Raw genomic sequence first — 23,653 nt, 5'->3', positions numbered from 1 at the left:
TCCATCCGTTCGGATTGCTACCGAACAACGTCGTACACATTCCCAGTCACAACCGGGGGCATGAGATCTGGAACGACCACGGCTCTCGTCTGCTCAGTGAGGGGCAGGCGGTCAGTCATCCTGTGGTCGATCTGGCAGGCATGGAGTTCGACGGTGCGGAAACCTATCGGATCGATCGGATCTTGGGGTTTGGCCTTCATCGGGGCTATGTTTGTGTCCGCTTCGAAGCGCAGACCGGTCACGCTTGGGGCTACCAACGGGTCACCCGGCACCTGGCGCTGCAAGACGGATTACCGAACTGGAAGGAGTTCGCCGAGAACGCAGACTGCGCAGAGCCATACTTCTATTGGCCACTGTCGACGTGCGGGTGGGCCCTATGGCGATGGTTAGCGGTGATCTGGCTGGTCGGCCTGCCAATGGCGGCGGTTGCCGCTTGGCGCATGCGTTCGGCTCGTGGCGCCGCCAGGGTATGCGGTTGAATTTCCGGATCGTGTTCGCTCTACTGCACTCTACCCACACTTGGTGAGGGTGTGACCCCACGAACGAGCGACCCTGATGAAGACGATTACGCTGTATCGCCCGACCGGACCCAACGAGCTGAAGCTGGTTCGCGAGTCCGGTTTCAAACGCTGGCCGCCCAGGCTTCCTGAGCAACCGATCTTCTACCCGGTTACCAACGAGGAGTACGCCCGGCAGATCAGCGAGCGCTGGAACCTCAAGGACAGCGGAGAGGGGTTCGTCACCAAGTTCGAAGTGGACGCGCAGTTCATGAGCCGCTACGAGATCCAGCAGGTAGGTGGCGAGATTCACACGGAATGGTGGATTCCCGCTGAGGATCTCGAGGACCTCAACGACCATATCGTTGGTGAGATCGAGGTCATCGCCCACATCAAAGGCGGGGAATAGCGTCCGCACGCGGATACGCAGTGCTCACGAGCAAGATCACGGAACACGACTCGAGGTGGCGATCGTGGTACGAGGCGGAAGCCAGCCGCATTGGCCCGCTGTTCGGTAGCAATCTCGTATTGCTCCAGCATGTAGGCAGTACCGTTGTGTTGGGGCTTGCCGCGAAACCTGAAATTGACGTGCTCGTCGAGGTCAAGGAGGAGCGGGACTACGCGAGGGGCTTGGGCGAACTGGGTTATCGGCGCGGCAAGGACCTGTCGCCGGGGCATCAGTTCTACAAGAAGGATGTAGGTGGGGTCAGGACGCATAAGGTGCACGTCTGTTTGACGGGGCATGCGACTGCGGAGGAGATGAAGCAGTTCCTCGAGATTCTGATCAAGGATCCCGAAGTGCGTTTGGAGTATCAGCAGCTCAAGTACGCCCTGGAAGCGACGAATTCCCATGGCATCGCTGAGTACCTCGCGGGTAAGGAGCCGTTCATTCGCAGAGTGCTCAGGGATGTTGGGGACGCCTCGTGATACGCATCTGGGTGGCTTCTGTGATTCTCTTGGCTGCGACGGCCTCGTTGGCTGCGGCAAGTGGGAGTGAGCTCAAGGTCAGGTCAGATATGATTGCGCTGACCACAGCGCTTGAGCTCTATCGACTCCACCATCGACGGTACCCGACTTCGGAAGAGGGCTTGGATGCACTGCTTGTTGCCCCACGCATGGATTTGGGGCCTCCGTCGCCCCCGTTTCTATTGCTGCACCGGAACCCGATAGAACCATGGGGGCACCCCTATCAGTACGCGTCCCCCGGAGAACACGGTGCGTTCGATCTCTGGTCTTTCGGCGAAGATGGAGCAGCGGGCGGGAGCGGGGCCGCAGAGGATCTTGGGAACTGGATGTTCGACGATGAAGCTCGTAAGCGTGAGCGACAGAGTGCTTGGCTGGCTGAGTGGGCTGCAGTAGGTGCTGTGGCACTTGCATGGGTACTCTTTTCGACCCCGGTTCTGGGGATTGCTCGCGTGATCGGAGTGGGTCGGGAGGGTAGCCGGGTAGGGCGATTGGCGTTTGTCTGGATGGTGCTGGCGCAGGTGCTTTTTGTGATCACCCTGACGCTGGTAATCTTCCCCAGAGTGCTTGCGTGAGTGCAACGATGGCACTGATGGCGGTTGCCGTGGCAGTTGCGGGCGATGCCGAGGGGCGAGACGAGCAGCGTGTGATTGGGCATGCCGTGGTGGAGTACTGGCTTGGTCAGCGGTGCGAACTCGAGCATAGAATCCTCGAGATGGTAAATCCGCAGGAAAGCGAAGAGCGGATCACGACAGCATTTCTGGCCTGGGTACAAGCGCGCTATGTAGTGACGATGGAGCCGCGTGCACTACGAGCTGCGCAAACGGCTCTCGGCCTGCCGGAGGACGTTGGGTCACCCGAACGGCCGTATACGGACGCGGAGTACCAACGGCTCCTGGCCTACGAGGCCATGACGTGGCCCGGTGGGCCGCCACGGACGGTTCTGTTTCGAGATTCAATTCAGTGTGTCGTGGCTAGCAATGGCGACGTTACTCACAGCGGTCCGGAAGGACTCCCGGCGTCGAGTCCGCGATATCGTTTCACGATTAGCTGGCATTGAGGCGATGTTGCCCAACCGAACACGCGAGACGAGCTCAGGACGCGACTGTGCTCGCTAGGAGTGGGTTCCTCATTCCGCGAGGGGTCACGGAGTGGCGTGGCGATACCTGCTGGTGACTGAAGGAGCTGGGTTCGCTGAGTGGAGACCCGGTTTCCTTGAACGCCTCATGAGCAGACTCGTGCCCAGAGCGAACCCCGGTTACGACACTAAGTTGCACCTCGTCGCCGCTTGGGCAATCGAATTCCAAGAGGGCAGGCCCGAACGCGAAATCGGACTAGATGCACGGGGTTCACCGGTCGTTCGCGGTCCAAGTGAGGACGACTATGGGTTCTGGCTCGATAGCGGGATGATGCTGGAGGATTTCACAGGCGCACGCGAGATGCAGCCTGAAGAGTTCGAGGTGCTCTGGGCAGGCCGATAGGAGCCGTTAGTGGTATCCGAGGGGTTTGCCGAGAGATCGTCACGGCACCCGCGAACTGTTCCAGGTAGCCCCACCCCCAGGGCCCACGTTTCGAACGACTAGTTGAGCAGGTGCACCGTGCCTGCAACACTGTCGCGATGGACTACGCCAACCCGCACATAGAGCGAGCGCTCAAGACACTGGCATTCAGGCCTATCTTCGATCACGAGGGCCGCGAGATTCATGTCGTTTGCCTGATGCCCTGGAGTCCGCCACTCGTGGCTCCTTGGTGGCGCGGCAAGGGAGCGAGCCTGATCGGTGCTGATGTGGACGGCAACTTCTTCCTTCGCTACTGCGGCGGGCAGGTGCTATACCGGCATCATCAACAGAATACTTGTGAAACGGTGGCTGCGAGCGTTCGGGACTTTGTGAGTCGCCTCCGAGAAGATACGGCCGGCACGACGGAGTGGTGGAAGCACCCTGACGGGCCACCGACCGACCTTACCTGATGACACCAGCACTACTGCGAATCCAAGAAGACGGGACGCGTCGTTGCATGTGTCCGGGGCCGCTGGGCGTCGGTCGAAGGCCCTGAGCTCCTACGCGGGTATTGCGGTGAGCTATTCGACCACACCCGGGTCTGGATCAGGCGATCCGATGGACCGCGCTGACACCGATTGAGTGCAGCGATGTCAGGGGCGCTACCATGGTGTCATCGCCTTACAGATCTCGGCGAGAGGGGCGAACGTAGGAGGAGCGACCAGTGGGCTGCAACACGTTGACGGGGTTCATGCTCGCCGTGTTCCAAACTCGTAACGGCGAGCCGGATCATCAGGCCATCGGTGAGGTGGTGTACCTGAGATCCCGCGGAGACGCGCTGTACGTCGTCCGGATGTTGGATGTGTTGCTGCCGCAGAGCGACAAGGGGGTGACCACATCAGACGATGAGTGGTACGGCCCAGATGAGCTCGAGGCGATGGAGCTGGCGCTAGGGCGGCTGTTGGTGCGCGTGGCGAGCCAGGCGACGTCTTGGCGGGAGTTCTCCGGCTACCAGGTCGAGGCCGATGGCAGTATGGGCCCCGAAGTATGGCTGGCAGCGACGAGGGACGTGGTGCGAGACTTCGTGTCGGGTGCTCTCGCCGTCGTGTCCGCGGCCCAAACCAGCCGGCGGTATGTGTGCTGGGCAGGCGGTCAGTAGTTGTGGTCGACATGCTGATAACGATGCTAGGCGGGTGCGCGTCCGGCGTAGGGTGGTCACCCTGGGAGCCGAGCTAGTGGGGCAGCGGATTGAACTCGCCGAGGGGGTGTTCATCGTCAGGAATCTGCTACGCCCGCAGACGTGCCGGGAGTACATCGAGCTCGCTGAGCAGATCGGTTTCGAGGAAGCGTCGTTGTCCCTCCCCGGGGGAGCCCTGTTCCGGCCGGATATCCGCAACAACACCCGAGCGAACTTGGACAGCGCCGACCACGCGGAGCAGCTGTGGTGCCTCTCCAAAGCGCATGTGCCTCCCGGGCCGGGACGCTGGCGACCCGCTGGACTCAACGAACGCCTTCGGTTCTACCGCTACGAGTCGGGCGAGTACTTTGACTGGCACTACGATGGTTCCTTCGAACGCTCAGCCACCGAGGCCAGCATGTGGACGTTCATGGTGTACCTCAACAGTGGGTTCGGCGGCGGCGAGACCTTGTTCGAGGGCTTCGAGGTGTTGCCCGAGACGGGGCTTGCACTGTTCTTTGAGCATCAGCGGCGGCACAAGGGAGAGCAGGTGATGCGTGGACGTAAGTATGTGTTGCGCAGCGACGTGATGTGTCGCCTGGCACCGGACCACCGTCCCTGATGCGCTAGCCTGACCTAGACCGATACGAAGGGGGCGCTCGGCATGACACGGATTCTGGTCGCGATACTCGCCGTCGGGGCGGTGTCCATGGCCTTCACCGATCTGCACAGCGAAAGCGTCTGGCGCGCCGGATGGCTGCCCGTGCTCGATGTGCTGTGCCTGATGGCCCTGGCCGTGTGGCTGGTGGTGCGTTTTCACATCGATGGCGTTGCGCAGTCGAGCGCCGACCATCCCTACACCCAGAGCATCAGCAGCTTTCTCCGCCGAGCACGCTCGGTGGATCGGGAGCTGAAGGGAGACCTGATCGAGCGGCCGGTGCCTGGCTACGTGGTGGATCGGCTGGGCGCCGACCGGAACACACAGGAAAGCGAGGATGATCGCCCTAGGAAGACCTAGTCGATGTGTTGGCGCCCGCCTCACAACCACTTCAGCCTCGATGAGCGACGAACGCCTGATGGAATTCGAGTTTCTACACCACGCCCCCGAGCACGCCACCAGTATCGCCGAGTGGTACTTTCAAGAGTGGGGCAAGGGCGCCGGCGGAAGCTCTCGGGAGACGGTCCTCGAGGCGCTCTCCGACTACTGCCTCGACACGCCGTCGATTCCCCTGGCCGTGCTCGCCCTCGAGGGCAAGGAGCTGTGGGGCGTCTGCCAGTTGAAGCACCATGAGCTCCAAGACGCATTCCCGGCGCTTACGCCCTGGCTCGGCGGCGTGTACGTTCGATCTGATCGCAGAGGTAGGAGAATCGCGTCGACGCTGGTCAGTCACACGGTCGCCGTTGCCAGTGGTCTCGGCCTTGCCCAGCTCTACCTGCAGACGAGCCGCTTGGATGGTGGGTTCTACAGGAAACTCGGGTGGGTGCCCATCACGTCGCACGAGAGTAGCGCGGGTGAAGTGCTCATCATGCAGCGAGGGACAGACGCGTAATGAATTCATACGCTCGATGCCGTCTCGGAGTCGTTCGGTCGTGTTTCCTCGCCGGAGGTAGATGATCCATGGGTAGCCGGTACTTGCTGGGCGCTGGCGGTGGCTTCAGCATCGTCGCAGCGCTACTGCACATAGCGATCATCTTCGGTGGAGCGGACTGGTACCGGTTCTTCGGCGCCGGGGAGGGCATGGCAAGGCTGACGGAGTCGGGGAGCACCTATCCGACGATGGTGACCTCCGCGATCGCCAGCGTGCTGCTCGTCTGGGGGCTCTACGGCCTCTCGGGGGCGCGAGCGATCCCGAGGCTTCCCCTGCTGCCGTTCGCCTTAGTGTTGATCGGGGGCGTCTACCTGCTCAGGGGCGTTGCGGGATTGGTGCTGCTCTTTCTGCCCGAGCATCCGATAGCCGCCGAGAACTCGCCCCTGTTTTGGCTCGTCAGCTCACTCGTGTGTCTGGTGCCGGGGACGCTGTATCTTCTCGGGGTGATCACCCAGTGGGGTGAGTTACGTGCGGGTCGAACCAGGTGATGCGTGAACTGAGATCATTCAACGTGGCATCAGCATCTGCGACGCTGCGGCGCGCGCTGATGCCCCTGATGCTGTCGATTCTTGCAGTGGCCGCGGCGCGGGTGGCAATAGCGGAGCCCGAACCTACTGTGTTTCGCTGCCACTATGATCTGGTGATGAAGATCGATGGCGACACCCACTCGATCAGACATCAGGACAGCGTTCGCGACGGCAGTTTCATCCCGTTGGAGTTGCAGCGCACCGTCATCCACCTTCGCGTTTCCGACGCTGGAGATGGTCAAGCCTCCGTGCAGGTCTCGGTGTTCGACCGCCCGACCTCCGGTGATCTCCGCGAGAGAGTCGCTTACCCGGCGTTCACGGTGGCCCTAGGAGCGCCCACGCGCGTGTCCTGGTCGGAGGACGCGGTGTCCCTGGAACTCGCCGTCGCGGTGTCAAAGGTGGCCGTCAGACCATGATGCGGGTGCGCGGGGTTGGTGGTGCAGGGAGGTTAGGTGGCGCTTGCGTGTTGAACATGTTCTGAGGCTGCCGTCGCAGTGGGTGCACCCGACGACCCTACACCGCGGTAGGCCGCAGCGATCAACACCGTTCGCTCCACAACACCTGGCAACGCAGATGAGCGACGCGTGTCCGTCATGTGTCAAACCCCCTGGTCCGTGTATCCTTCAACCTGGAATTTCCACTCAAGTATGACCCATGTCTCGCGCTCTCCGTATCGCTCTTTTGTTGCTCGCATCGATCGCTCCTGCCGCCCATGCGGATGACTGCGACGGCCTGGGACTTGCCATCTCCAACGCGTTCCTCGAGTCCATGGGCAAGCTAATGACGGTGATGTTCTCGCAAGAGGAAGAACTCAGCGATGAAGAGACGATGCGCCTCACGCTGCAGTACTTCGAGGAGAGCTTCACCGGCCAAGGCTTCGATGACTTCATCCCCGGGATCAAGGAAGACTTCTCGCAGGTGGGAGAGTCGCTGACGCTCGGGGTGGTGGCGGCGCACACGCAGCTGCGTTGCGAGCGGGGTGCGGTGCGCTCGATGAAGTCGATGGAACGCCAGCTGGCGTGGTGCAACTCCGCACCGTCGCGAGACGGCGCCAGCGATACGGCCTCCCAGTTCGCGGCGAGTTACCAGTGCGCCAAGAGTGTGTTGGATGAGGAGTGACGATCGGCGAGTAGCGGATCGGTGCTGACATCTGAATGGAATCCCTGAGTACAAGGGGCTGATGGCCGAGCGGATAGTGGCGATCGCGTTGCTGGTCGCTTCCGTAGGCACGCCGGCGTGGCTGGCGCGTGGAAAGCCAGGGTACTCCGCGCTCCATCACAGTATCAGTGAGCTCGGCGAGATCGGGTCACCTATAGGGACGCTGACCAACGCCTACTTCGCAGCGCTGGGCGTGGCCGCTTGGTGGCTTCTGTGGAGCCTCGCCGAAGCCAACCGTGAGCTCCCCGTGGAGGCGCTGTGGATGATGTCTGGCATCGGCTTCGGCTATGTGGGCGCGGCGCTCTTTCCCTGCGATGTGGGGGCGCCGTTATCCGGAACGTGGCGGAACACGGCGCACAATGCGTTTGGAGCGGTTCAGTATGTTGGGGGTGCCGTCGGGCTGTTCACCCTCTCGGACGCCGCATCAGGTCTTGGGCAAACCGTGTTCGCCTGGCTTGCCGGGGCGGTGGCCGTGGGTGCTACCGGGATTTCGCTGCTAACCGCCTATCGCGGGTTGTTGCAGCGAGTTGCGGAGCTAGCACTATTCGTAGGGCTGGTGGTGCTGGCTTGGTCGCCATAGCCCGCTGAGGACCAATCGTGCGAAGAAACGGCGAAGCAATGGATCAGGAGTTCCGGCACGGAATGAGATCACCATGATCACGGGCGGTTGCAACTGTGGGGCGGTGGAGTTTGAGGTGAGCGGCGGGGTGTCGCAGGTGTACGTGTGCCACTGCTCGATCTGCCGGCGCTTCTCAGGGAGCAACGGCATGGCGGTGATCGTCGTCGCGAACGAGCAGTTTCGATGGCTCGCGGGCGCCGACGAAGTGCGCCGGTGGCGAAAACCGGGCCATGATTGGGAGTCGAATTTCTGTCCTCACTGCGGATCGGCGGTGCCGGGCATGAACGACCCCGAGCGCATGTTCGTGCCGGCTGGCGCAATCACGGAGGGCGCTGACGGGTTAGAGGTTGCGCATCACATATGGGTGGGCTCCCGGGCGCCGTGGGACGTGATCGCCGATGCAGGGCAGCAGCATCCGTGCGCCTTTGGCGCTGATCCGGAGCAGGCATGAAGAGCAACAAGTACTACGACAACGTCGCCCGGTCCTACGCGGACTACCGCCAGCCGGATCTACGCATCGCTGGGATGCTGCACAACGCCCTTAGACACCACGGTAGGGTGCTGAACGTGGGCGCTGGGACAGGGTCCTACGAGCGCCGGGATCGCGATGTTGTGGCGGTGGACGCCTCTCTTGAGATGCTACGCAACCGCACGCGCGGGCCAGCGATCCGTGCGCGCGCTGAGGCGCTACCGTTCGCGTCTCAGGCGTTCGATGCGTCGCTGGCCGTGTTGACCGTCCACCACTGGCACGACCCTCGCGCGGGGCTGGCCGAGATGCGCCGCGTCACCCGCGGGCCCGTGGCGGTGCTGACGTGGGATCCCGAGCACCCGGGCTTCTGGTTGGTCAACGACTACTTTCCGCGGATCATCGAGATCGACCGGGAGATCTTCCCGCCGCTCGAGGTGTTCGAAGCCGCCCTGGGGGCAGCGCAGGTGCTACCCGTCATGATCCCCGCGGACTGCACCGACGGGTTCCTGGGCGCGTATTGGCGCCGCCCTACGGCGTACCTGGATGACGGTGCGCGATCGGCGATTTCCACCTTCGACCGTATCGATGCCACGGAGGGGCTCGGTCAACTGCGACGGGACTTGGCCGATGGGCGCTGGGCGAGTAGAAACGGTGGGCTGGCGGAGCTTGGGGACCTGGACATCGGCTATCGGTTGGTGGTGTCGGGCGCGACGTGATCGCCTCGTGAGCCGGTGCGCGATAGGGCAGCCATGCCTGCCAGCTCCGCAGGGCCAGGGAAGTGAAGCTTGCAGCCGCGTCGGGAAGACGGCGAGGCATCTGCAGCGTGTGGCGTTCGATGCGGAACAAGCGTGGTGTCTTCGACCTGTCGGTGGCCGAGATCATTGCGTTCATCGAGCAGGCCATCAACGAGCAGTAGCGGACAGGGCTGCGCACTCTGCGCGGCGGTCCCGGGCAGGTCCCTGGTGTATTCTGTACCCACCCATGGAGGTGATTCGCTTTGCCAACTTTCGATGCGTTCGGACGAGTGTTGACCGTGGAGCGACGCAACGACGCGTGGGTGGTCTTCGATAAGAGCACGGAAGGCAAGCGCCGCCGGGCGCACGACGTCGTGGTGCCGGTGGATACCCCCGAATCCGAGTTGCTCCAGAGCCTGGACGATCTGCTGCATGAGAGTGCTCGCCCAGGGTTCACGCGTGTTCGCCGCCTGGGCGAGGACTGAGTAAGACGGGCGTCGAGGTGCAGGACGATCCAACGCTCACCCTGCGTGAGGGCCTCTCGAGGTTCCGCGAACTGAACGCGAAGCACGTGGCGGAGCGCGAGCAATCGGCGGAGGCGAGCGCCTTCTTTCGCCACCACGATGTGGCGCACGTGGTGTTCGCCTGCGACACGACGCTCACCGGCGAGGGTCGAGTGAAGCTGTTTACCATCTGGGGCACGACGCTCGGCTTGCGCGGCCATCTGCGCGGCTACACGGAGGGCAATGCGTTCAGCCTGTTCCGCCAATACAGCCTGCGCCACGTGCTGCGCCAACTGGCGAGCGTGTTGGGGTCGGTGCCCACCGTTTGGCGTCGCTCGCGCCGCATGCATCGTCGCTGGCCCTGGTCAGACTACGATGCCTACCTCGACGTGCCCCTGGGCACCATCCGCCGCGAACTCAACATCCAGGTCTTGCGTGAGCCATGATCGATTTCGCTTCGACATTTATCGTGTTCTTCGCCGTGATCGATCCTATCGGCACAGTGCCCGTTTTTATCGCGGCCACCCGCGGCTATTCGGCTGGACAGAAGTCGAGGATCGCGTTGATCGCGAGTGCCGTAGGAGCAGGGGTGTTGCTGTTCTTCGTGATTGCCGGTGAGCCGATCCTCACGGCGATGGCCGTGCCGCTGTCGGCCTTCCAGATTGCAGGTGGAATCGTCCTTTTCCTCTTTGCTCTCTCGATGATTTTCGGCGAGAGCAAGCCCGAGGAGGAGGCGCGGTTGGCGGAGGCGCAAACGGAGACCGCGATCTTCCCGCTTGCCGTGCCATCCATTGCTGGGCCGGGCGCCATGCTGGCGGCCGTATTGCTGACGGAGAACGGTAGGCTGGGGGTTTGGGAGCAAGCGCAAGTGGCCGCTACCCATGCTCGTGGTGGTGGGGATCGCCCTGATCCTGATGCTCATCGCAAGCGCGATCCATCGGGTGATCGGGGACGCGGGCGCGAGTGTCATCAGCCGCGTCATGGGGTTGATTCTGGCAGCGGTCGCCACCACCAACGCGCTCGCCGGCATCAAGGCCTACTTCGCGGTGTAGATCCAGCGGTGTCGAACTCTCCCGCAACGCACGGCCCGTCCGCCACGGTCCCACCATCACGCGGTAGGCGAGCGATTCGGTGGCTACTGCTGGCGTTGCTTGGCATCGGCGTCATCGGCATGCTGCTGCCGCAACCTGTGATCATTCCCGTGCAGGGCGCCACTGCACGCGATTGGAACGTCGACAGCTTCTGGTACACCCCGTGGGGTGCGTCCGGTGTACACAAGGGGATCGACATCTTCGCAGCGCAGGATACGCCCGTGCTGGCCACCACCCACGGTGTCGTCGTGTTCACGGGAGTGTTCGGTAACGGTGGCCGCGTGGTGCTGATGCTAGGGCCTCGATGGCGCTTGCACTACTTCGCGCATCTGGAGAGCGTCTCCGTGAGTGTCGGTCGCGTTCTGGCCTTGGGCGCGGCGCTCGGCACCGTGGGCGATAGTGGCAACGCGCTAGGCAAGGCCCCGCATCTGCACTACAGCGTTCTGAGCCTCGTGCCCTATCCTTGGCGCATTCGGGCGCAGCCCCAAGGCTGGAAGCGCGCCTTCTATCTCGATCCCGGTGCGGTCATCGGGGAGTGACGGACCTCTCCGTGCGCGGCGTGCATGCTAGCCTCATGCCTATGCTTAGAGCCTTCGCAATATCAGCTGCGCTCGTGACACAGCTGCTCCTGCTGGGCTCGCCCCACCGCGCCTCGGCGGAGGAGGTACCGTGTGTCTTCGAGCCACCCCATCCGGTGGTGAACACGACGCTGGAGGTGGTGCGCCAGTACCAGCTGGCCCGACCGGTGCCCTACACGGTGGCGGAGCGCGTGTGGCTACGCACCGGGGAGCGGGTGCTCATCTCCCAGTCCGGGTGCGCGCCGGCCACGATCACCTACGCCTTCCAACTGGACGCCGAGCCTGACGGGCCACTGGGGCACCTGGCCGTAGCGCGACTCGAGCGCCTACGGGAAGTGGTGCCGGTGGGCGTAGGCGAGTTGGCCGGTGCCTTGGCGGCGAGCGTCGCGAGCGCACCGCAGGCCGTCAGCTTCGATCTCGTGCCTGGACGCGAGCGCGTGACCCTGTCGCTCACGCAGACCGATGGCGGCCCGGAGTTGGTCGTCGCCTACGAGATCTCCCAGTAGGGGAGAGCGCGCCGGGTCAGCCCACCGTGCGGTAGATCTCCGTGCGCACGGCAGACGGGTCCGTGCGCTCAGGGTCGTCCACGTAGATCTCCCAGATCGGCATCGCGCAGGGGATCCCCTCCGCCTCCATGTGGCTCCAGAGCGCCTTGTGGGTCTCGTTCATGCGTTCGTAGGGGCCCACGTGGGTGGTCGCCATGACATCGCCGGCGGGCAGGGTGGCGGCCTTGATGTTGCCGGTCGCCTTCGCGGCATCCTCGGGCGTGACCAGGCACCCACCGCGAAAGCGCAGGATGCTGGGGTCCATCTCCATGTAGACCGTCATGGGCATCGAAAGGGGCTTGATGCCGTGTTCGGCGTTGAAGCTGTACACCTCGCCGAAGGCGGAGCCCATGGCCTCGCCGATTTGCGGGCCGTACTCGCACTCGCGGTGTACGTAGAGGTAGTGTTGCTCTGGTAGGGTCCTGCGCTCGATATCCATGACCGTTCTCCATTCCTGCGGGGCACGAGGCGGTGGCCTACCGCACCGCAACGACGGCGACGACGGGACCGAGGCCTTGGACGCTCACCATACCCCACAGGCCCGCGCGCGGGTAAGAGGAGCGATGGATGGAAACGGATATGTTAGGTGGCGTATGACTGAGCTGACGCTCGACGTGTCCCGGGGTGCCTGCGCATGCGGTCGCTGCACGGTGCGCCTGGCGCTTCCCAGTCCGCTGGGGGAGCACACCCCGCGCGCGTGCGACTGTGACTTCTGCACGGCCCGCGGCGTCGCTTACCTGTCGGCGCGCGACGCGCAGATCACCCTCGACAGCACCGGCGGTTGGCATCGCGAGCGCCAAGGGTCAGGGCAGGCGGAGTTTCTCTCGTGCGCGCACTGCGGGGAGCTCCTCGCCGTGGTGGCGCCGTTCGATGATGGCTGGCGCGGCGCGGTGAATGCACGACGACTGGACGATCAGCACCTGCTCGCCGAGGCCCAGGCCGTCTCGCCGAAGCTGCTGGACGCTTCCACCAAGCGATCACGCTGGGGAACCCTGTGGGGGCGCGCGGAGGTCACCGAAACGACCCCGGCGGCAGGCGCGTCCTGATGACACGCATCGGCGTGATTTCGGACACCCACGGTGTGCTGCGACCCGAGGCAGTGGAGGCGTTGGAGGGCGTCGACCTGATCGTGCACGCGGGCGATATCGGTAAGCCCGAGGTGCTCGAGGCCCTCGCCGCCATCGCGCCGTTGCGCGCCGTGCGCGGCAACGTGGACAAGTCGCCGTGGGCAGACGCCGTGCCGTCGACCGATGCCTTCGAGGTGGAGGGGGTGTTCTTCTACCTCCTGCACGATCTTGCTGAGCTGGATCTCGACCCAGCGGCCGGCGGCTTCCAGGTGGTCATCAGTGGCCACTCGCATCAGCCGCGCGAGGAGTGGCGCGACGAGGTGCTCTACCTCAATCCTGGCAGCGCCGGCCCCCGCCGCTTTCGCCTGCCGATCTGCCTGTCGATCCTCGAACTCGCCGACGGCGACATCACCGCTCACCACGTCGACCTGGTGTCCTGACCACGACCGTGCGCGGCGGTCGCGAGTGGTAGCATGAGGCGGTCGGGACGGCCCGGCGATCAGCACCACGAAGCGAGCGATGACGCCCTCAGCAGCGGACCCCGGCTTTCACCTCATCCTGCGTATCGACGAGCCTGAGCTCAGCGAGTCGACCCGTGACGTCCTGCAGGCCCTGCGCCCCGGTGGCGTGCACTTCGGCCGCGAGGCCTTTCTGCACGATGAACCCTACCCCGTGTGGCTGGAGGCATTCAGTCGCCTGCGCGAGGCGATCTCCGAGGCGACGGGGCGTGAACGGCTGATCTGGGCCCTCGATCACGAAGGCGGGCGCGTGCATCGCGTGCCGCCGCCGATCGCTCACTTTCCCTACTCCCTGAACTGGCGAGAGCGTGCCCACGAGGTAGGAGAGGCGATCGGCGTCGCCTTGCGGTCCTTAGGGTTCAACGTGGTGTTCGGGCCTTGCCTGGACGTGTTCGCCAATCCGCAGAACGAGGTGATCGGCCCCCGGGCCTTCGGCGTGGACGCCGACGAGGTGATTCGCTTCGCGTTGCCGTACATCCGCGCCGTGCAGGCTCAGGGCGTCGCTGCCGTGGGCAAGCACTACCCCGGCCACGGCCGCACCCTACTGGATTCGCACTTCGCCCTGCCCACCCTGGACGATCCCCTGGATGCCTTACGGTCGACGGACGTGCGGCCCTTCCAGGCGGCCATGGCGGAGGCAGACCTGGGCGCCATCATGAGCGCGCACATCCTCTTCCCGGCGATCGACAGCGAATGGCCTGCGTCGCTGTCCGAGGCGTTCTGCGGGGCCTTCCTAAGGGAGACGCTCGCCTACGAAGGGGTGGTGATCGCCGATGACTTCGACATGAAGGCGGTGGCCGATCGCTACTCGCTCGAGGTGCTCGCCGCCCGCACCCTCGCGGCGCCCGCCGATATGGTCATCTTCAACCATCACTACGATCGTGCACTTTGCTGGCGCGACGCCATCGACCGTCTGGTGACCCAAGACGCCGCGGCCGCCGCCCGCCTGGCCGCGGGACGAACGCGCGTGACCCGTTGGCTCGATCGCCTGCAGCACGGGCAGCCGACACTGTTGCCACCGGATACCCTGCAACAACAGCAGGCGCTCGTGGCAGCGATACCCCAGGCCCACACGATCGACGTGGAGGAGTTTACGGGTGAGTGAGCGTATCGGCGAGGAGCCGACGATCGCCGTGGGTCTGCTGGACGACGAGACGGAGATCCGCTTTTCCCTGAGCCATCCCTACGCGTTGGTGCCGCCGGACACGGCGAACGAGCGCCTCGATGCGGGTGACTACAGCGTGGTGCGGCAAGGCAGTGGCCTGCGCCTGACCGGGCCCGACGGGATCTCCCGGGAGGCCCGCACGTTCGCCCTGAGTCCAAGCCACCCCGATGCGGTGTTTCGCCTAACCACAGAGATCGGTAAGGGCTTTCACTGGGCAGAGCTCGAGGAGCAGGCATTTCCTGCTGAACTGCAGCTCGTGCCTGCCAGCGCGGGCACCGGCGTCACGGCGGTGAACCGGGTGCCGTTGGAGCGTTACCTCACGTCGGTCATCTGTTCGGAGATGTCGTCGAGTTCACCGCGCGCCTTGCTGGAAGCCCACGCCGTGGTGTCGCGCAGCTGGTTGTTGGCGCGGCGGGCGGCGAAGGGGCGCCTGTCGGCGGCGGAGATTCAAGCGGCCGTGGAGGCGGGCGCCACGGTGGGCGAGGAAGACGCGTCCACGGTGATGCGCTGGTACGACAGCATCAAGCACGCGGACTTCGATGTCTGTGCGGAGGATCACTGCCAGCGCTATCACGGCAACTTGCGCATCGCCAACCCGGAAGCCGAGGAGGCGATCGTCGCCACGCGCGGTCGCGTGCTGATGCACGAGAACCAGGTGTGCGAGACGGTGTATTCCAAGTGTTGCGGCGGCCGCTCGGAGGACGCGCGCGTGGCGTGGGGCGATGAGCAGGTGCCTTACCTGATGCCGGTGGATGACCAGCCCGACGATGTCCCGAGGGTTGCCCACGACCTCAGCACTGAGGCGGGGTTTTGCGCCTTCCTCGAGGACGATACGCCTGCCTTCTGCAACTGCGAGGACGAGCAGGTGCTGGCGCTGGTCCTGCCGCCGCGCGATCAGCGCACACGCCACTTCTACCGCTGGACCGAACGCTTGACGCCCGAGGAAGCTGGCGAGCTGGTGCACCGCAAGCTAGGCCACGACCTAGGCGCCGTGACGGCGATCGAACCCTTGGCCCGCGGCGCCTCCGGCCGGCTGCAGCGCGTGCGCCTGGTGGGCGAGCGGGCGAGTCTGACGGTGGGCAAAGAGTTGGAGATCCGCCGGGCCCTGTCGCCTTCCCATCTGTACAGCTCGGCCTTCGTGGTCGACGTGGAGGGCTCGCGAGAGCGCCCGCAGACCCTGGTGCTGCGCGGGGCCGGGTGGGGGCATGGCGTCGGCCTGTGCCAGGTGGGTGCGGCGGTGATGGCCTACCGCGGCTACGCCTGCCACGACATCCTGAAGCACTACTATCCGCACGCCATGCTGGCGTCGGCCTACGCCTGATCGGAGTTGTACCGAATGAAGACCATCGGCCTGTTGGGTGGCATGAGCTGGGAGAGCACCACGCTCTACTACCAGTTGATCAACCAATCGATCAAGCGCCGCCTCGGCGGGCTGCACTCTGCCCGGGTGGCGCTGGTGAGTGTGGACTTCCAAGACGTCGAGACCCTGCAACACCAGAACCGCTGGGACGAAGCGGGCGAGCTACTCGCGCGGGCTGCCGTGCAAGTGCAAGCGGCGGGCGCGGACGGCCTGTTGATCTGCACCAACACCATGCACAAGGTGGCGCCGGCGGTGGAGGCGGCGATCGACATCCCCCTCCTGCACGTGGTGGACGCCACTGCAGCCCAGGCCCGCGATCGGGGCCACCAGCGGCTCGGCCTGTTGGGCACGCGCTTCACCATGGAGCAGCCCTTCTACCGCGACCGCTTCACCGAGCGCTACGGCATCGACATGCTGGTGCCGGACCTCGCCGAGCGGGAGGAGGTCCATCGCATCATCTACGAGGAGCTGTGCCTGGGCACGATCAGCGAGGCGTCGCGGGCGCGGATGCTGGAGATCATCGATGGCCTGATGGCCGCCGGCGCGGAGGCGATCGTCGAGGGCTGCACGGAGATCGGCATGTTGGTGGGGGAGCAGCACACGCAAGCGCCTCTCTACGACACCACCGCCGTGCACGCCGAGGCCGCGGTGACCTGGGCGTTGGCGCCCTAGGGAACCTTACGCACGGGTAAGGTGAGGTCGTCGATCGCGGCTTCCGCGCGATGACGCGCCTGCGGATCGCTGGACTGCCCATCGGCCGCGATCACGTGCACATCCGTGATGCCGATGAACGACAGCACGTGGCGCAGGTAGCCGCTGGCGAAATCGATGGGGCTGCCGAGGCGGGTGCCGCCGGAGGCCATCACCAGGTAGGTGGGACGATCCGCCAGTAGGCCGATGGGACCGTCCGGCGAGTAGCGGAAGGTGCGTCGGGCGCGACAGATGAGGTCGATGTAGGCCTTCATGGCCGCCGGCACGCCGAAGTTGTAGATCGGGCATGCGATCACCACCGCGTCGGCCTGCTCCCATTCACCGATGAGAGATTCCGACAGGGCCAGCGCCTCGCGGTGAGCGTCCGTGCGCTCCTCGGCGGCGGTGACGTTGGCCGCGATCCAGTCCGCGTCGACGAAGGGCAGGATGGGATCCGCGAGATCCCGCTCGGTGACCGCTGTATCGGCAGCGAGGCGTGCGATAAGACGGTCGGCCAGGGCGCGCGATACGGAGGTGTCGCGGCGGCTGCTCGCGTCGATTCGTAGGAGCTGGTGCCGACTCATCGGTCCTAGCGCCACTGCTCGAGCAGAGCTTCGAGCTTGCGCTGGTCGACGGCGAAGCGACGAATCCCATCGGCGAGCTTCTCCGTCGCCATCGCATCCTCGTTGAGGTGCCAACGGAACACCGATTCGGAGACTTCGCCGAGGGAGGGAATCTGCAGATCGCGGGCCTGATCCTCGCTCAGCTTGCGCGGCAACTCACCTTCGCGTTGCTGCAGCTCGTCGAGGAGCTTCGGCGCGATCGTGAGTAGGTCACAGCCGGCGAGTTCGGTGATCTCCTCGGCGTTGCGGAAGCTGGCGCCCATCACCTGGGTGCGCAGGCCGTAGTGCTTGTAGTAGTTGTAGATGGCCGTCACGGAGCGCACGCCGGGATCTTCCTCGGGCGCGTAGGACGTCTGCCCCGTGTGCTGCTTGTACCAATCGAGGATGCGACCCACGAAGGGGGAGATCAGGGTAGCGCCGGCCTGAGCGCACGCCACCGCCTGACCGAGGCAGAACAGCAAGGTCATGTTGCAGTGGATGCCTTCCTGCTCCAGGGCACGCGCGGCATCGATGCCCTCCCAGGTGGAGGCGAGTTTGATCAGGATCCGCTCGCGATCGACGCCGAGGTCTTCGTAGCGCTTGATGAGCCGGCGGGCCTTGGCCACGCTCGCGCCCGCGTCGAAGGACAGGCGTGCGTCCACCTCGGTGGAGACGCGGCCCGGGATCAGCTCGAGGATGGCGTGGCCGAAGTTCACGGCCACCTGCTCGGCGATGGCGTCGATGCGGGCACGGCCCGTGAGCTCCGTCGGCGCCGTCGCCACGGCCTGCTCGATCAGCGGGCGGTACTCGGGCTGCTGGGCGGCGGCGAGGATCAGCGACGGGTTGGTGGTGGCGTCGACGGGGCGCCATTGGCGAATGCTGTCGATGTCGCCGGTGTCGGCGACCACCGTGGTCATCGCACGCAGCTGCGGCAATAGGGCGTTGCTCTGGGCTTCCATGGGCTTCCTGCTGTGGTCCTGTTGTTGTTATCTCAAGTGTCAGGTCTCGTGAGCCTGCGCCGACCGCGCCTAGGTGGGGATCGTGCGGCCGAAGTCGGTGAATGCCACCTTCGCCGTGTTCGGCCGCAGGGATGCCCAGTCCTGCAGCTGCGGCAGGGCGAGGCCGACGATGCCGCAGGTCGGCAGGCCGGCCACGGGCTCGACGCTGAGGCTGCTGGCCAGCTCGCTCAGGCCCGGGTTGTGGCCGACGATGGCGACCACGGAGATCGCGTCGTCCGTATCGCTCAGGAGCTCCAGCAGCGTGGTGCGGGAGGCATTGTAGATCGCGAGCTCGAGCTGGATGGTGTCGGGGTCGTAGCGCAAGCGCTCGGCGATGATGCGCGCGGTGCTGGCGGCGCGGACGGCGGGCGAGGCCAAGATCAGATCCGGCACGATGCCACGCGCCTGCAGACGTCCACCGGCGAGGCGTGCCTCGTGTTCACCGTGATCGCTGAGGGGGCGTGCCTTGTCAGGTCCGCCCCCGGGGGGCTCGCGCGCCGCCTGGGCGTGGCGCACGATGAGCAGGCGCCGGGGCGGGCGCTCATCGTTCATGGTGACGGGGCACGTGATGGCATCAGTACATCATGCCCGTTTGCAGGCGCGCTGCCTCGCTCATCCGGTTTTGGTCCCAAGCGGGCTCGAAGGTGAGCTCCACGCGCACGTCGTCAAGCGTGGGGATGAGCAGTAGCTTCTCGCGCACGTCGGCGACGATCACGTCCCCCATGCCACAGCCCGGCGCCGTCAGCGTCATCACTACGTCGACGCGGCGGGCGGTGCCGTCGCCGTGATCGAAGTTGCAATCGTAGATCAGGCCGAGATCGACCACGTTGACCGGGATTTCTGGGTCGAAGCACGTGCGCATCTGATCCCAGGCGAGCTTCTCCACGTCCTCGTTGGTCGCTCCATCGGGCAGCTCGGGGCGGGGCGTCGGCTCCTTGCCGAGGGCGTCGGCGTCGTGGCCGGCGATGCGGAACAGGTGGCCGTCCAGGTAGACGGTGAAGCTGCCGCCGAGGGCCTGGGTGATGTAGCCCATCGCATCTTCGGGCAGGGTGGTCTCCTCGCCGCTCGGGATCACGATGGCTTCGACGTCGCGACTGATGACAACGGGTTCACTCTGGTTACCAAACATCTTGGCTCTACTCCGTGGTTACCGAAGCCGGTCCATCGGCAGCGAGGGCTGAGTTGACGGTGTGCCAGCAGAGCGTGGCGCACTTCACGCGGGACGGATAAGCGCGCACGCCGGACAGGGCGGCGAGCTTGCCGAGGGCCGTCTGATCGACGTCGGCGTCCGCGTCCGTGAGCAGGGCGTGCATCGAGTCGAAGACCTGCTGAGCTTCCTCCAGGGTGCGGCCCTTCAGGTGCTCGGTCATGAGCGATGCGGAGGCGATGGAGATGGCGCAGCCCGCCCCTTCGAAGCGTACGTCGTCGATGCGACCGTCGTCGCCCACGTTCAGGTACACGGTGAGCTTGTCGCCGCACAGGGGGTTGAAGCCGTCGGCCGCGTGCGATGCCGGATCCAAGCGCCCGAAGTTCCGCGGGCTCTTGTTGTGATCGATGATCAAGTCCTTGTAGAGGTCTGCGAGCTCCATCAGCCGAACACCTTCTGTGCCACGCGGAGGGCGTCGATGAGGCGGTCCACGTCCTCGTGGGTGTTGTAGCTGGCGAAGGACGCGCGAGCGGTGGCGGGCACCCTGAAGAAGTCCATCACAGGTTGAGCGCAGTGGTGTCCCGTGCGCACGGCGACGCCCTCGCTGTCGAGGATGGTGCCGATGTCGTGCGGGTGTATCCCCTCGAGGGCGAAGCTCAGGGCGCCGGCCTTCTCCGCCGCGGTGCCGATCACGCGCGCGCCATCGACATCGCCGAGTAGGTCTGTGGCGTACTCGAGCAGCTCATGTTCCCAGGCGCCGATGGCCTCCGGAGTGAGGGACTCGATGAAGTCCACGGCGGCGCCGAGGCCGACCGCGCCGGAGATGTTCGGTGTGCCGGCTTCGAACTTGGCCGGCAGGGGCGCGTAGCGGGTGCCGTCGAAGCGCACCTCGAGGATCATCTCACCGCCGCCCTGCCAGGGCGGCATCTCCTCCAGGAGCTCCGCGCGACCGTAGAGGGCGCCGATGCCCGTGGGGCCGTACATCTTGTGGCCGGAGAAGGCGTAGAAGTCGCAGTCGATGTCCTGCACATCCACCCGCAGGTGGGGCACGGCCTGGGCGCCGTCGATCAGGGTCATCGCCCCCGCCTCGCGGGCGAGCCTGACGATTTCCTTCACCGGGTTGACCGTGCCGATGGCGTTGGAGACGTGGATCATGGCGACGATGCGGGTCTTGGGGCCGAGCATCTCGCGGTAGGCGTCCATGTCGAGCTCGCCGGCCTGGCTGATGGGCACCGGGCGCAGCACAGCGCCGGTGCGCTCGGCGAGGAGCTGCCAGGGCACGATGTTGGAGTGGTGCTCCATGTGCGTGACGAGGATTTCATCGCCGGCCTGCAGGCGTACGCCGTAGCTGTTGGCGACGAGGTTGATTGCCTCGGTGGTGCCGCGGGTGAAGATCACCTCGCGCGCCTCGCGGGCGTTGAGGAATGCGCGAACGCGCTCGCGCGCGTGTTCGAAGGCATCGGTGGCGCGCTGGCTGAGCGTGTGCACGCCGCGGTGGACGTTGGCGTGGTCGCGCTCATCGTAGTGCCGCACGGCGTCGATCACCGATTGGGGGCGTTGCGCCGAGGCGGCGTTGTCGAGGTACACCAGCGAGCGCCCGTTCACCTCCTGATCGAGGATCGGGAACTGTTGGCGCACCACGCTCACGTCGAGGTCGAGGGGAGGCGCATCCACCACGTCCACGTCGGGGAGCGGGTGAGGGCGGCTAGCGACGGTCATGACAATTCCTCTAGCAGGTGAGCGCTATCGCCCAAGCGGGCGAGCACGGCACGGGTGGCCGCCTCGCGCACGGGCGCCAGGTCGATGCGCTCGATGAGGTCACGGGCGAAGGCGTAGGTCAGCAACTGACGGGCGCGTTGCTCGTCGAGGCCGCGCGAGCGCAGGTAGAACACGGCCTGTTCGTCGAGCTGGCCGACGGTGGCGCCATGGCTGCAAACCACATCGTCGGCGTAGATTTCGAGTTCCGGTTTGGTGTCGATCTCGGCCCGTTCGCTCAGCAGCAAATTGCGGCTGGACTGGTGAGCCTCGATGCCCTGGGCATCCTTGTGCACAACCACCTTGCCGTTGAACACCCCGCGGCTGCGCCCGTCGAGCACCCCGCGGTAGTCCTCGTCGCTGCGCGTGTGCGGCTCCAGGTGATCCACGCGCGTGTGCGTGTCGAGGTGTTGCTCGCCGCTCGGCAGGAAAACACCGTTCAGCACGGTGCTCGAGCCGGGTGCCGCGAGTTTCACGTGGATGTCCTGGCGCGCCAGGCGCGAGCCGGCCTGCAGGTGATGGCTGGTGAAGTTGGCGTCGCGGCCCAGGGTGGCGTTCATCGAGTGCACGATCGAGCCGGTGGGGGCGCCATCCTGCAGGAGGTAGTGATCGATACGGGCGCCGTCGTCGAGGCGCAGCTCCTCCACCATGTTAGTGAAGTTGGTAGGCTCACTGAGGGTGGCGTGGTGCTCGACGACACGGGCCCGCGCGTGGCGGCCGGCGACGAGATACACGCGCGGTTGGATCAGGGCGGCCGCGGCTTGTTCGACGCTGAGGAACACCAGGTAGAGCGGCTTCTCGAGGGTCACGTCCGCGTCCAACGTAACCAGGGCGCCATCCTTCAGGAACGCGGTGTTGAGTGCGACGAGGCCGTTGCTCTCGAGGCTGGCGACCGTGCCGAGGCCATCCAGGCGCTCGTCTTCCTGATCCACGGCGTGGGCCAGGCTCGCCACGTGAACGCCCGCCAGCGCCGCGTCTGCCGCGTCGCTGAGCGACGGTGCGTAGCGACCGTTGACGAACACCAAACGCAGCGCCTCGCCGTCCGCGAAGGACAGGGCGGGCAGTGCGTCGCCGTCCACGCTGGGCACGGCGGCGGCGGCCTGGAAGGCCTCGCGCTCGATGCGCGCGAGGTTGGTGTACTTCCAGTCCTCGTGGCGTGGGGTCGGGAAGCCCTGGGCCGTAAAGGCCTCGATGGCACGCGTACGCAGCGCCTTGATCGCCTCGCTGCCGGCGAGGACGCGCTGCATCTGCTCGTGCGCCTCCGTGTAGCGCGCGATCGTATCGGCGAGGGCCGTGGTCATGCTGCGTTGGCCTCCTCGAGCACCCAGTCGTAGCCGCGCGCTTCGAGTTCGCGGGCGAGGCTCTTGTCGCCGGACTTGATGATGCGCCCGCCGGCGAGCACGTGTACGTAGTCCGGCTCGATGTAGTCGAGCAGGCGCTGGTAGTGGGTGACCAGAAGTATCGAGCGGTCTTCGCCGCGCAGGGAGTTGACGCCGTTGGCGACCACGCGCAGGGCGTCGATGTCGAGGCCCGAGTCGGTCTCGTCGAGCACCGCCAGCTTCGGCGCCAGCACGGCCATCTGCAGGATCTCGTTGCGCTTCTTCTCACCGCCCGAGAAGCCCTCGTTGACGCCGCGCTGGAGGAAGCTCTCGTCCATCTGCATCAGCTGCATCTTCTCGCGCACCAGTGAGAGGAATTCATAGGCGTCGAGCTCCGGCAGGCCGCGGTGCTTGCGCTGGGCGTTGAGGGCGGCTTTCAGCAGGTAGACGTTGTTCACGCCCGGGATCTCCACCGGGTACTGGAAGGCGAGGAAGAGCCCTTCGCGAGCGCGTTCTTCGGGATCGAGCTCGAGCAGGGCCGTGCCGTCGAAGTCGACGCTGCCACCGGTGACTTCGTAGCCGTTGCGGCCGGCGAGGAGGTGGGCGAGGGTGCTCTTACCGGAGCCGTTGGGACCCATGATGGCGTGGACATCGCCCGCGCCGATCTCCAGCGAGAGGCCCTTCAGAATTTCCTTGTCCTGCACGTTGGCGCGCAGATCACGAATGCTGAGCATGTTGTCTTCCTGGTTCCTTCAGGCGCGGCCCGTGCCGCGCGATCATGTCTTGTCAGTGGGTGAGCGTGGCGCTTAGCCGACCGCGCCTTCGAGGCTCACATTGAGCAGGCGCTGAGCCTCCACCGCGAACTCCATCGGCAGTTCCTTGAACACTTCCTTGCAGAAGCCGTTCACGATCATGTTCACCGCGTCCTGCGTCTCCAGTCCGCGCTGGTTGCAGTAAAAGATCTGATCCTCGCCGATCTTCGAGGTACTGGCCTCGTGCTCCATGCGGGCTGTCGGGTTCTGGACGTCGATGTAGGGGAAGGTGTGGGCGCCGCAACGATCACCGATCAGCATCGAGTCGCAC

32 protein-coding genes and 1 pseudogene are annotated in these 23,653 nt (G+C 65.3%); 23 read left to right on the top strand and 10 right to left on the bottom strand.

Annotated features, from left to right (window positions below; all coding sequences use genetic code 11):
• The 18 genes and pseudogenes from AAF184_16930 to AAF184_16845 all read left to right on the top strand — a co-directional run.
• Nucleotides 1-479 (top strand): hypothetical protein (locus AAF184_16930; protein MEO0424025.1); only part of this gene is annotated, 479 nt, incomplete at its 5' end.
• 76 nt (nt 480-555) lie between these two features.
• Nucleotides 556-906 (top strand): hypothetical protein, encoded by a 351-nt coding sequence (locus AAF184_16925; GenBank protein ID MEO0424024.1) that lies wholly within the window; start codon nt 556-558, stop codon nt 904-906.
• Nucleotides 907-926: 20 nt separating this feature from the next.
• A complete protein-coding gene (locus tag AAF184_16920; protein ID MEO0424023.1) occupies nt 927-1,424 on the top strand; it encodes a GrpB family protein in 498 nt (165 codons plus the stop codon).
• Between the two features lie 2,259 nt (nt 1,425-3,683).
• A complete protein-coding gene (locus tag AAF184_16915) occupies nt 3,684-4,118 on the top strand; it encodes a hypothetical protein (GenBank protein ID MEO0424022.1) in 435 nt (144 codons plus the stop codon).
• Between the two features lie 76 nt (nt 4,119-4,194).
• Nucleotides 4,195-4,758 (top strand): 2OG-Fe(II) oxygenase, encoded by a 564-nt coding sequence (locus AAF184_16910; protein MEO0424021.1) that lies wholly within the window; start codon nt 4,195-4,197, stop codon nt 4,756-4,758.
• A 42-nt stretch (nt 4,759-4,800) separates the two neighbouring features.
• Nucleotides 4,801-5,154 (top strand): hypothetical protein, encoded by a 354-nt coding sequence (locus tag AAF184_16905; GenBank protein ID MEO0424020.1) that lies wholly within the window; start codon nt 4,801-4,803, stop codon nt 5,152-5,154.
• A 40-nt stretch (nt 5,155-5,194) separates the two neighbouring features.
• Complete coding sequence (locus AAF184_16900) at nt 5,195-5,686, top strand: GNAT family N-acetyltransferase (protein ID MEO0424019.1); 492 nt, start codon at nt 5,195-5,197, stop codon at nt 5,684-5,686.
• A 68-nt stretch (nt 5,687-5,754) separates the two neighbouring features.
• Nucleotides 5,755-6,213 carry a hypothetical protein gene (locus AAF184_16895; GenBank protein ID MEO0424018.1) on the top strand — a complete coding sequence of 153 codons (459 nt, stop codon included), beginning with the start codon at nt 5,755-5,757 and terminating at the stop codon, nt 6,211-6,213.
• Complete coding sequence (locus tag AAF184_16890) at nt 6,210-6,668, top strand: hypothetical protein (GenBank protein ID MEO0424017.1); 459 nt, start codon at nt 6,210-6,212, stop codon at nt 6,666-6,668. The genes AAF184_16895 and AAF184_16890 overlap by 4 nt, the downstream gene beginning before the upstream one ends.
• A gap of 238 nt (nt 6,669-6,906) precedes the next feature.
• Nucleotides 6,907-7,371, top strand: a complete 465-nt coding sequence (locus AAF184_16885; GenBank protein MEO0424016.1) for a hypothetical protein — start codon at nt 6,907-6,909, stop codon at nt 7,369-7,371.
• Between the two features lie 76 nt (nt 7,372-7,447).
• The gene (locus AAF184_16880; protein MEO0424015.1) at nt 7,448-7,990 is read left to right on the top strand and encodes a DUF998 domain-containing protein; all 543 of its coding nucleotides are present in this window, start codon (nt 7,448-7,450) and stop codon (nt 7,988-7,990) included.
• Nucleotides 7,991-8,063: 73 nt separating this feature from the next.
• The gene (locus AAF184_16875) at nt 8,064-8,480 is read left to right on the top strand and encodes a GFA family protein (GenBank protein MEO0424014.1); all 417 of its coding nucleotides are present in this window, start codon (nt 8,064-8,066) and stop codon (nt 8,478-8,480) included.
• On the top strand, nt 8,477-9,214 hold the full coding sequence (locus AAF184_16870; protein ID MEO0424013.1) for a class I SAM-dependent methyltransferase: 738 nt from the start codon (nt 8,477-8,479) through the stop codon (nt 9,212-9,214). The genes AAF184_16875 and AAF184_16870 overlap by 4 nt, the downstream gene beginning before the upstream one ends.
• Nucleotides 9,215-9,495: 281 nt before the next feature.
• Nucleotides 9,496-9,717, top strand: a complete 222-nt coding sequence (locus AAF184_16865) for a hypothetical protein (GenBank protein MEO0424012.1) — start codon at nt 9,496-9,498, stop codon at nt 9,715-9,717.
• Nucleotides 9,718-9,734: 17 nt separating this feature from the next.
• The gene (locus tag AAF184_16860) at nt 9,735-10,181 is read left to right on the top strand and encodes a hypothetical protein (GenBank protein MEO0424011.1); all 447 of its coding nucleotides are present in this window, start codon (nt 9,735-9,737) and stop codon (nt 10,179-10,181) included.
• A pseudogene (locus AAF184_16855) lies at nt 10,178-10,787 on the top strand (MarC family protein). Before AAF184_16860 ends, AAF184_16855 begins: the two are co-directional and overlap by 4 nt.
• A gap of 119 nt (nt 10,788-10,906) precedes the next feature.
• Nucleotides 10,907-11,365, top strand: a complete 459-nt coding sequence (locus AAF184_16850; GenBank protein MEO0424010.1) for a M23 family metallopeptidase — start codon at nt 10,907-10,909, stop codon at nt 11,363-11,365.
• Between the two features lie 74 nt (nt 11,366-11,439).
• Nucleotides 11,440-11,910: a hypothetical protein gene (locus AAF184_16845; GenBank protein ID MEO0424009.1), complete on the top strand. Its 471-nt coding sequence runs from the start codon at nt 11,440-11,442 to the stop codon at nt 11,908-11,910.
• A 16-nt stretch (nt 11,911-11,926) separates the two neighbouring features.
• On the opposite strand, the gene AAF184_16840 is transcribed toward AAF184_16845, so the two are convergent.
• A complete protein-coding gene (locus AAF184_16840; protein MEO0424008.1) occupies nt 11,927-12,388 on the bottom strand; it encodes a GyrI-like domain-containing protein in 462 nt (153 codons plus the stop codon).
• A gap of 154 nt (nt 12,389-12,542) precedes the next feature.
• Here AAF184_16840 and AAF184_16835 point away from each other — a divergent pair, with 154 nt between their 5' ends.
• The 5 genes from AAF184_16835 (at nt 12,543) to AAF184_16815 (ending at nt 16,731) form a co-directional block, all read left to right on the top strand.
• Nucleotides 12,543-12,995 (top strand): aldehyde-activating protein, encoded by a 453-nt coding sequence (locus AAF184_16835; GenBank protein MEO0424007.1) that lies wholly within the window; start codon nt 12,543-12,545, stop codon nt 12,993-12,995.
• On the top strand, nt 12,995-13,456 hold the full coding sequence (locus AAF184_16830) for a metallophosphoesterase family protein (protein ID MEO0424006.1): 462 nt from the start codon (nt 12,995-12,997) through the stop codon (nt 13,454-13,456). Before AAF184_16835 ends, AAF184_16830 begins: the two co-directional genes overlap by 1 nt.
• Before the next feature lie 79 nt (nt 13,457-13,535).
• Nucleotides 13,536-14,639, top strand: a complete 1,104-nt coding sequence (locus tag AAF184_16825) for a glycoside hydrolase family 3 N-terminal domain-containing protein (GenBank protein ID MEO0424005.1) — start codon at nt 13,536-13,538, stop codon at nt 14,637-14,639.
• On the top strand, nt 14,632-16,020 hold the full coding sequence (locus AAF184_16820) for a SpoIID/LytB domain-containing protein (protein MEO0424004.1): 1,389 nt from the start codon (nt 14,632-14,634) through the stop codon (nt 16,018-16,020). Before AAF184_16825 ends, AAF184_16820 begins: the two co-directional genes overlap by 8 nt.
• A 15-nt stretch (nt 16,021-16,035) precedes the next feature.
• Nucleotides 16,036-16,731, top strand: coding sequence for an aspartate/glutamate racemase family protein (locus AAF184_16815; protein MEO0424003.1), 696 nt, complete (start codon nt 16,036-16,038; stop codon nt 16,729-16,731).
• On the opposite strand, the gene AAF184_16810 is transcribed toward AAF184_16815, so the two are convergent.
• The 9 genes from AAF184_16810 to AAF184_16770 form a co-directional block, all read right to left on the bottom strand.
• The gene (locus tag AAF184_16810; protein ID MEO0424002.1) at nt 16,728-17,333 is read right to left on the bottom strand and encodes an NAD(P)H-dependent oxidoreductase; all 606 of its coding nucleotides are present in this window, start codon (nt 17,331-17,333) and stop codon (nt 16,728-16,730) included. The two genes, AAF184_16815 and AAF184_16810, sit on opposite strands and share 4 nt — an antisense overlap.
• Nucleotides 17,334-17,338: 5 nt before the next feature.
• Entirely contained in the window at nt 17,339-18,310 is a 972-nt protein-coding gene (gene tal / locus AAF184_16805) for a transaldolase (GenBank protein MEO0424001.1), read from the bottom strand.
• A gap of 69 nt (nt 18,311-18,379) precedes the next feature.
• Entirely contained in the window at nt 18,380-18,901 is a 522-nt protein-coding gene (locus tag AAF184_16800) for a histidine phosphatase family protein (GenBank protein ID MEO0424000.1), read from the bottom strand.
• Nucleotides 18,902-18,923: 22 nt separating this feature from the next.
• Entirely contained in the window at nt 18,924-19,478 is a 555-nt protein-coding gene (gene sufT, locus AAF184_16795) for a putative Fe-S cluster assembly protein SufT (GenBank protein ID MEO0423999.1), read from the bottom strand.
• 7 nt (nt 19,479-19,485) lie between these two features.
• Nucleotides 19,486-19,941: a Fe-S cluster assembly sulfur transfer protein SufU gene (gene sufU / locus AAF184_16790; GenBank protein MEO0423998.1), complete on the bottom strand. Its 456-nt coding sequence runs from the start codon at nt 19,939-19,941 to the stop codon at nt 19,486-19,488.
• Entirely contained in the window at nt 19,938-21,215 is a 1,278-nt protein-coding gene (locus AAF184_16785) for a cysteine desulfurase (protein MEO0423997.1), read from the bottom strand. Before AAF184_16785 ends, sufU begins: the two co-directional genes overlap by 4 nt.
• Entirely contained in the window at nt 21,212-22,552 is a 1,341-nt protein-coding gene (gene sufD, locus AAF184_16780; GenBank protein ID MEO0423996.1) for a Fe-S cluster assembly protein SufD, read from the bottom strand. Before sufD ends, AAF184_16785 begins: the two co-directional genes overlap by 4 nt.
• Nucleotides 22,549-23,304: a Fe-S cluster assembly ATPase SufC gene (sufC, locus tag AAF184_16775; protein MEO0423995.1), complete on the bottom strand. Its 756-nt coding sequence runs from the start codon at nt 23,302-23,304 to the stop codon at nt 22,549-22,551. Before sufC ends, sufD begins: the two co-directional genes overlap by 4 nt.
• 72 nt (nt 23,305-23,376) lie before the next feature.
• Nucleotides 23,377-23,653 (bottom strand): SufD family Fe-S cluster assembly protein (locus AAF184_16770; protein MEO0423994.1); only part of this gene is annotated, 277 nt, incomplete at its 5' end.

It is taken from the genome of Pseudomonadota bacterium (assembly GCA_039815145.1).
GTDB lineage: Bacteria > Pseudomonadota > Gammaproteobacteria > Steroidobacterales > JBCBZW01 > JBCBZW01.
The sequence above is the reverse complement of the archived record's forward strand: the minus strand, read 5'-3'. Positions and strand labels throughout refer to the sequence as shown.

Excerpts from the sequence above, each read along its gene's own strand:
- AAF184_16925 (MEO0424024.1), top strand. The coding sequence starts at position 556 with ATGAAGACGATTACGCTGTATCGCCCGACCGGACCCAACGAGCTGAAG.
- AAF184_16905 (MEO0424020.1), top strand. The coding sequence starts at position 4,801 with ATGACACGGATTCTGGTCGCGATACTCGCCGTCGGGGCGGTGTCCATG.
- AAF184_16900 (MEO0424019.1), top strand. The coding sequence starts at position 5,195 with ATGAGCGACGAACGCCTGATGGAATTCGAGTTTCTACACCACGCCCCC.
- AAF184_16895 (MEO0424018.1), top strand. The coding sequence starts at position 5,755 with ATGGGTAGCCGGTACTTGCTGGGCGCTGGCGGTGGCTTCAGCATCGTC.
- AAF184_16885 (MEO0424016.1), top strand. The coding sequence starts at position 6,907 with ATGTCTCGCGCTCTCCGTATCGCTCTTTTGTTGCTCGCATCGATCGCT.
- AAF184_16875 (MEO0424014.1), top strand. The coding sequence starts at position 8,064 with ATGATCACGGGCGGTTGCAACTGTGGGGCGGTGGAGTTTGAGGTGAGC.
- AAF184_16870 (MEO0424013.1), top strand. The coding sequence starts at position 8,477 with ATGAAGAGCAACAAGTACTACGACAACGTCGCCCGGTCCTACGCGGAC.
- AAF184_16850 (MEO0424010.1), top strand. The coding sequence starts at position 10,907 with ATGCTGCTGCCGCAACCTGTGATCATTCCCGTGCAGGGCGCCACTGCA.
- AAF184_16840 (MEO0424008.1), bottom strand. The coding sequence starts at position 12,388 with ATGGATATCGAGCGCAGGACCCTACCAGAGCAACACTACCTCTACGTA.
- AAF184_16835 (MEO0424007.1), top strand. The coding sequence starts at position 12,543 with ATGACTGAGCTGACGCTCGACGTGTCCCGGGGTGCCTGCGCATGCGGT.
- AAF184_16830 (MEO0424006.1), top strand. The coding sequence starts at position 12,995 with ATGACACGCATCGGCGTGATTTCGGACACCCACGGTGTGCTGCGACCC.
- AAF184_16825 (MEO0424005.1), top strand. The coding sequence starts at position 13,536 with ATGACGCCCTCAGCAGCGGACCCCGGCTTTCACCTCATCCTGCGTATC.
- AAF184_16815 (MEO0424003.1), top strand. The coding sequence starts at position 16,036 with ATGAAGACCATCGGCCTGTTGGGTGGCATGAGCTGGGAGAGCACCACG.
- AAF184_16810 (MEO0424002.1), bottom strand. The coding sequence starts at position 17,333 with ATGAGTCGGCACCAGCTCCTACGAATCGACGCGAGCAGCCGCCGCGAC.
- tal (MEO0424001.1), bottom strand. The coding sequence starts at position 18,310 with ATGGAAGCCCAGAGCAACGCCCTATTGCCGCAGCTGCGTGCGATGACC.
- AAF184_16800 (MEO0424000.1), bottom strand. The coding sequence starts at position 18,901 with ATGAACGATGAGCGCCCGCCCCGGCGCCTGCTCATCGTGCGCCACGCC.
- sufT (MEO0423999.1), bottom strand. The coding sequence starts at position 19,478 with ATGTTTGGTAACCAGAGTGAACCCGTTGTCATCAGTCGCGACGTCGAA.
- AAF184_16785 (MEO0423997.1), bottom strand. The coding sequence starts at position 21,215 with ATGACCGTCGCTAGCCGCCCTCACCCGCTCCCCGACGTGGACGTGGTG.
- sufD (MEO0423996.1), bottom strand. The coding sequence starts at position 22,552 with ATGACCACGGCCCTCGCCGATACGATCGCGCGCTACACGGAGGCGCAC.
- sufC (MEO0423995.1), bottom strand. The coding sequence starts at position 23,304 with ATGCTCAGCATTCGTGATCTGCGCGCCAACGTGCAGGACAAGGAAATT.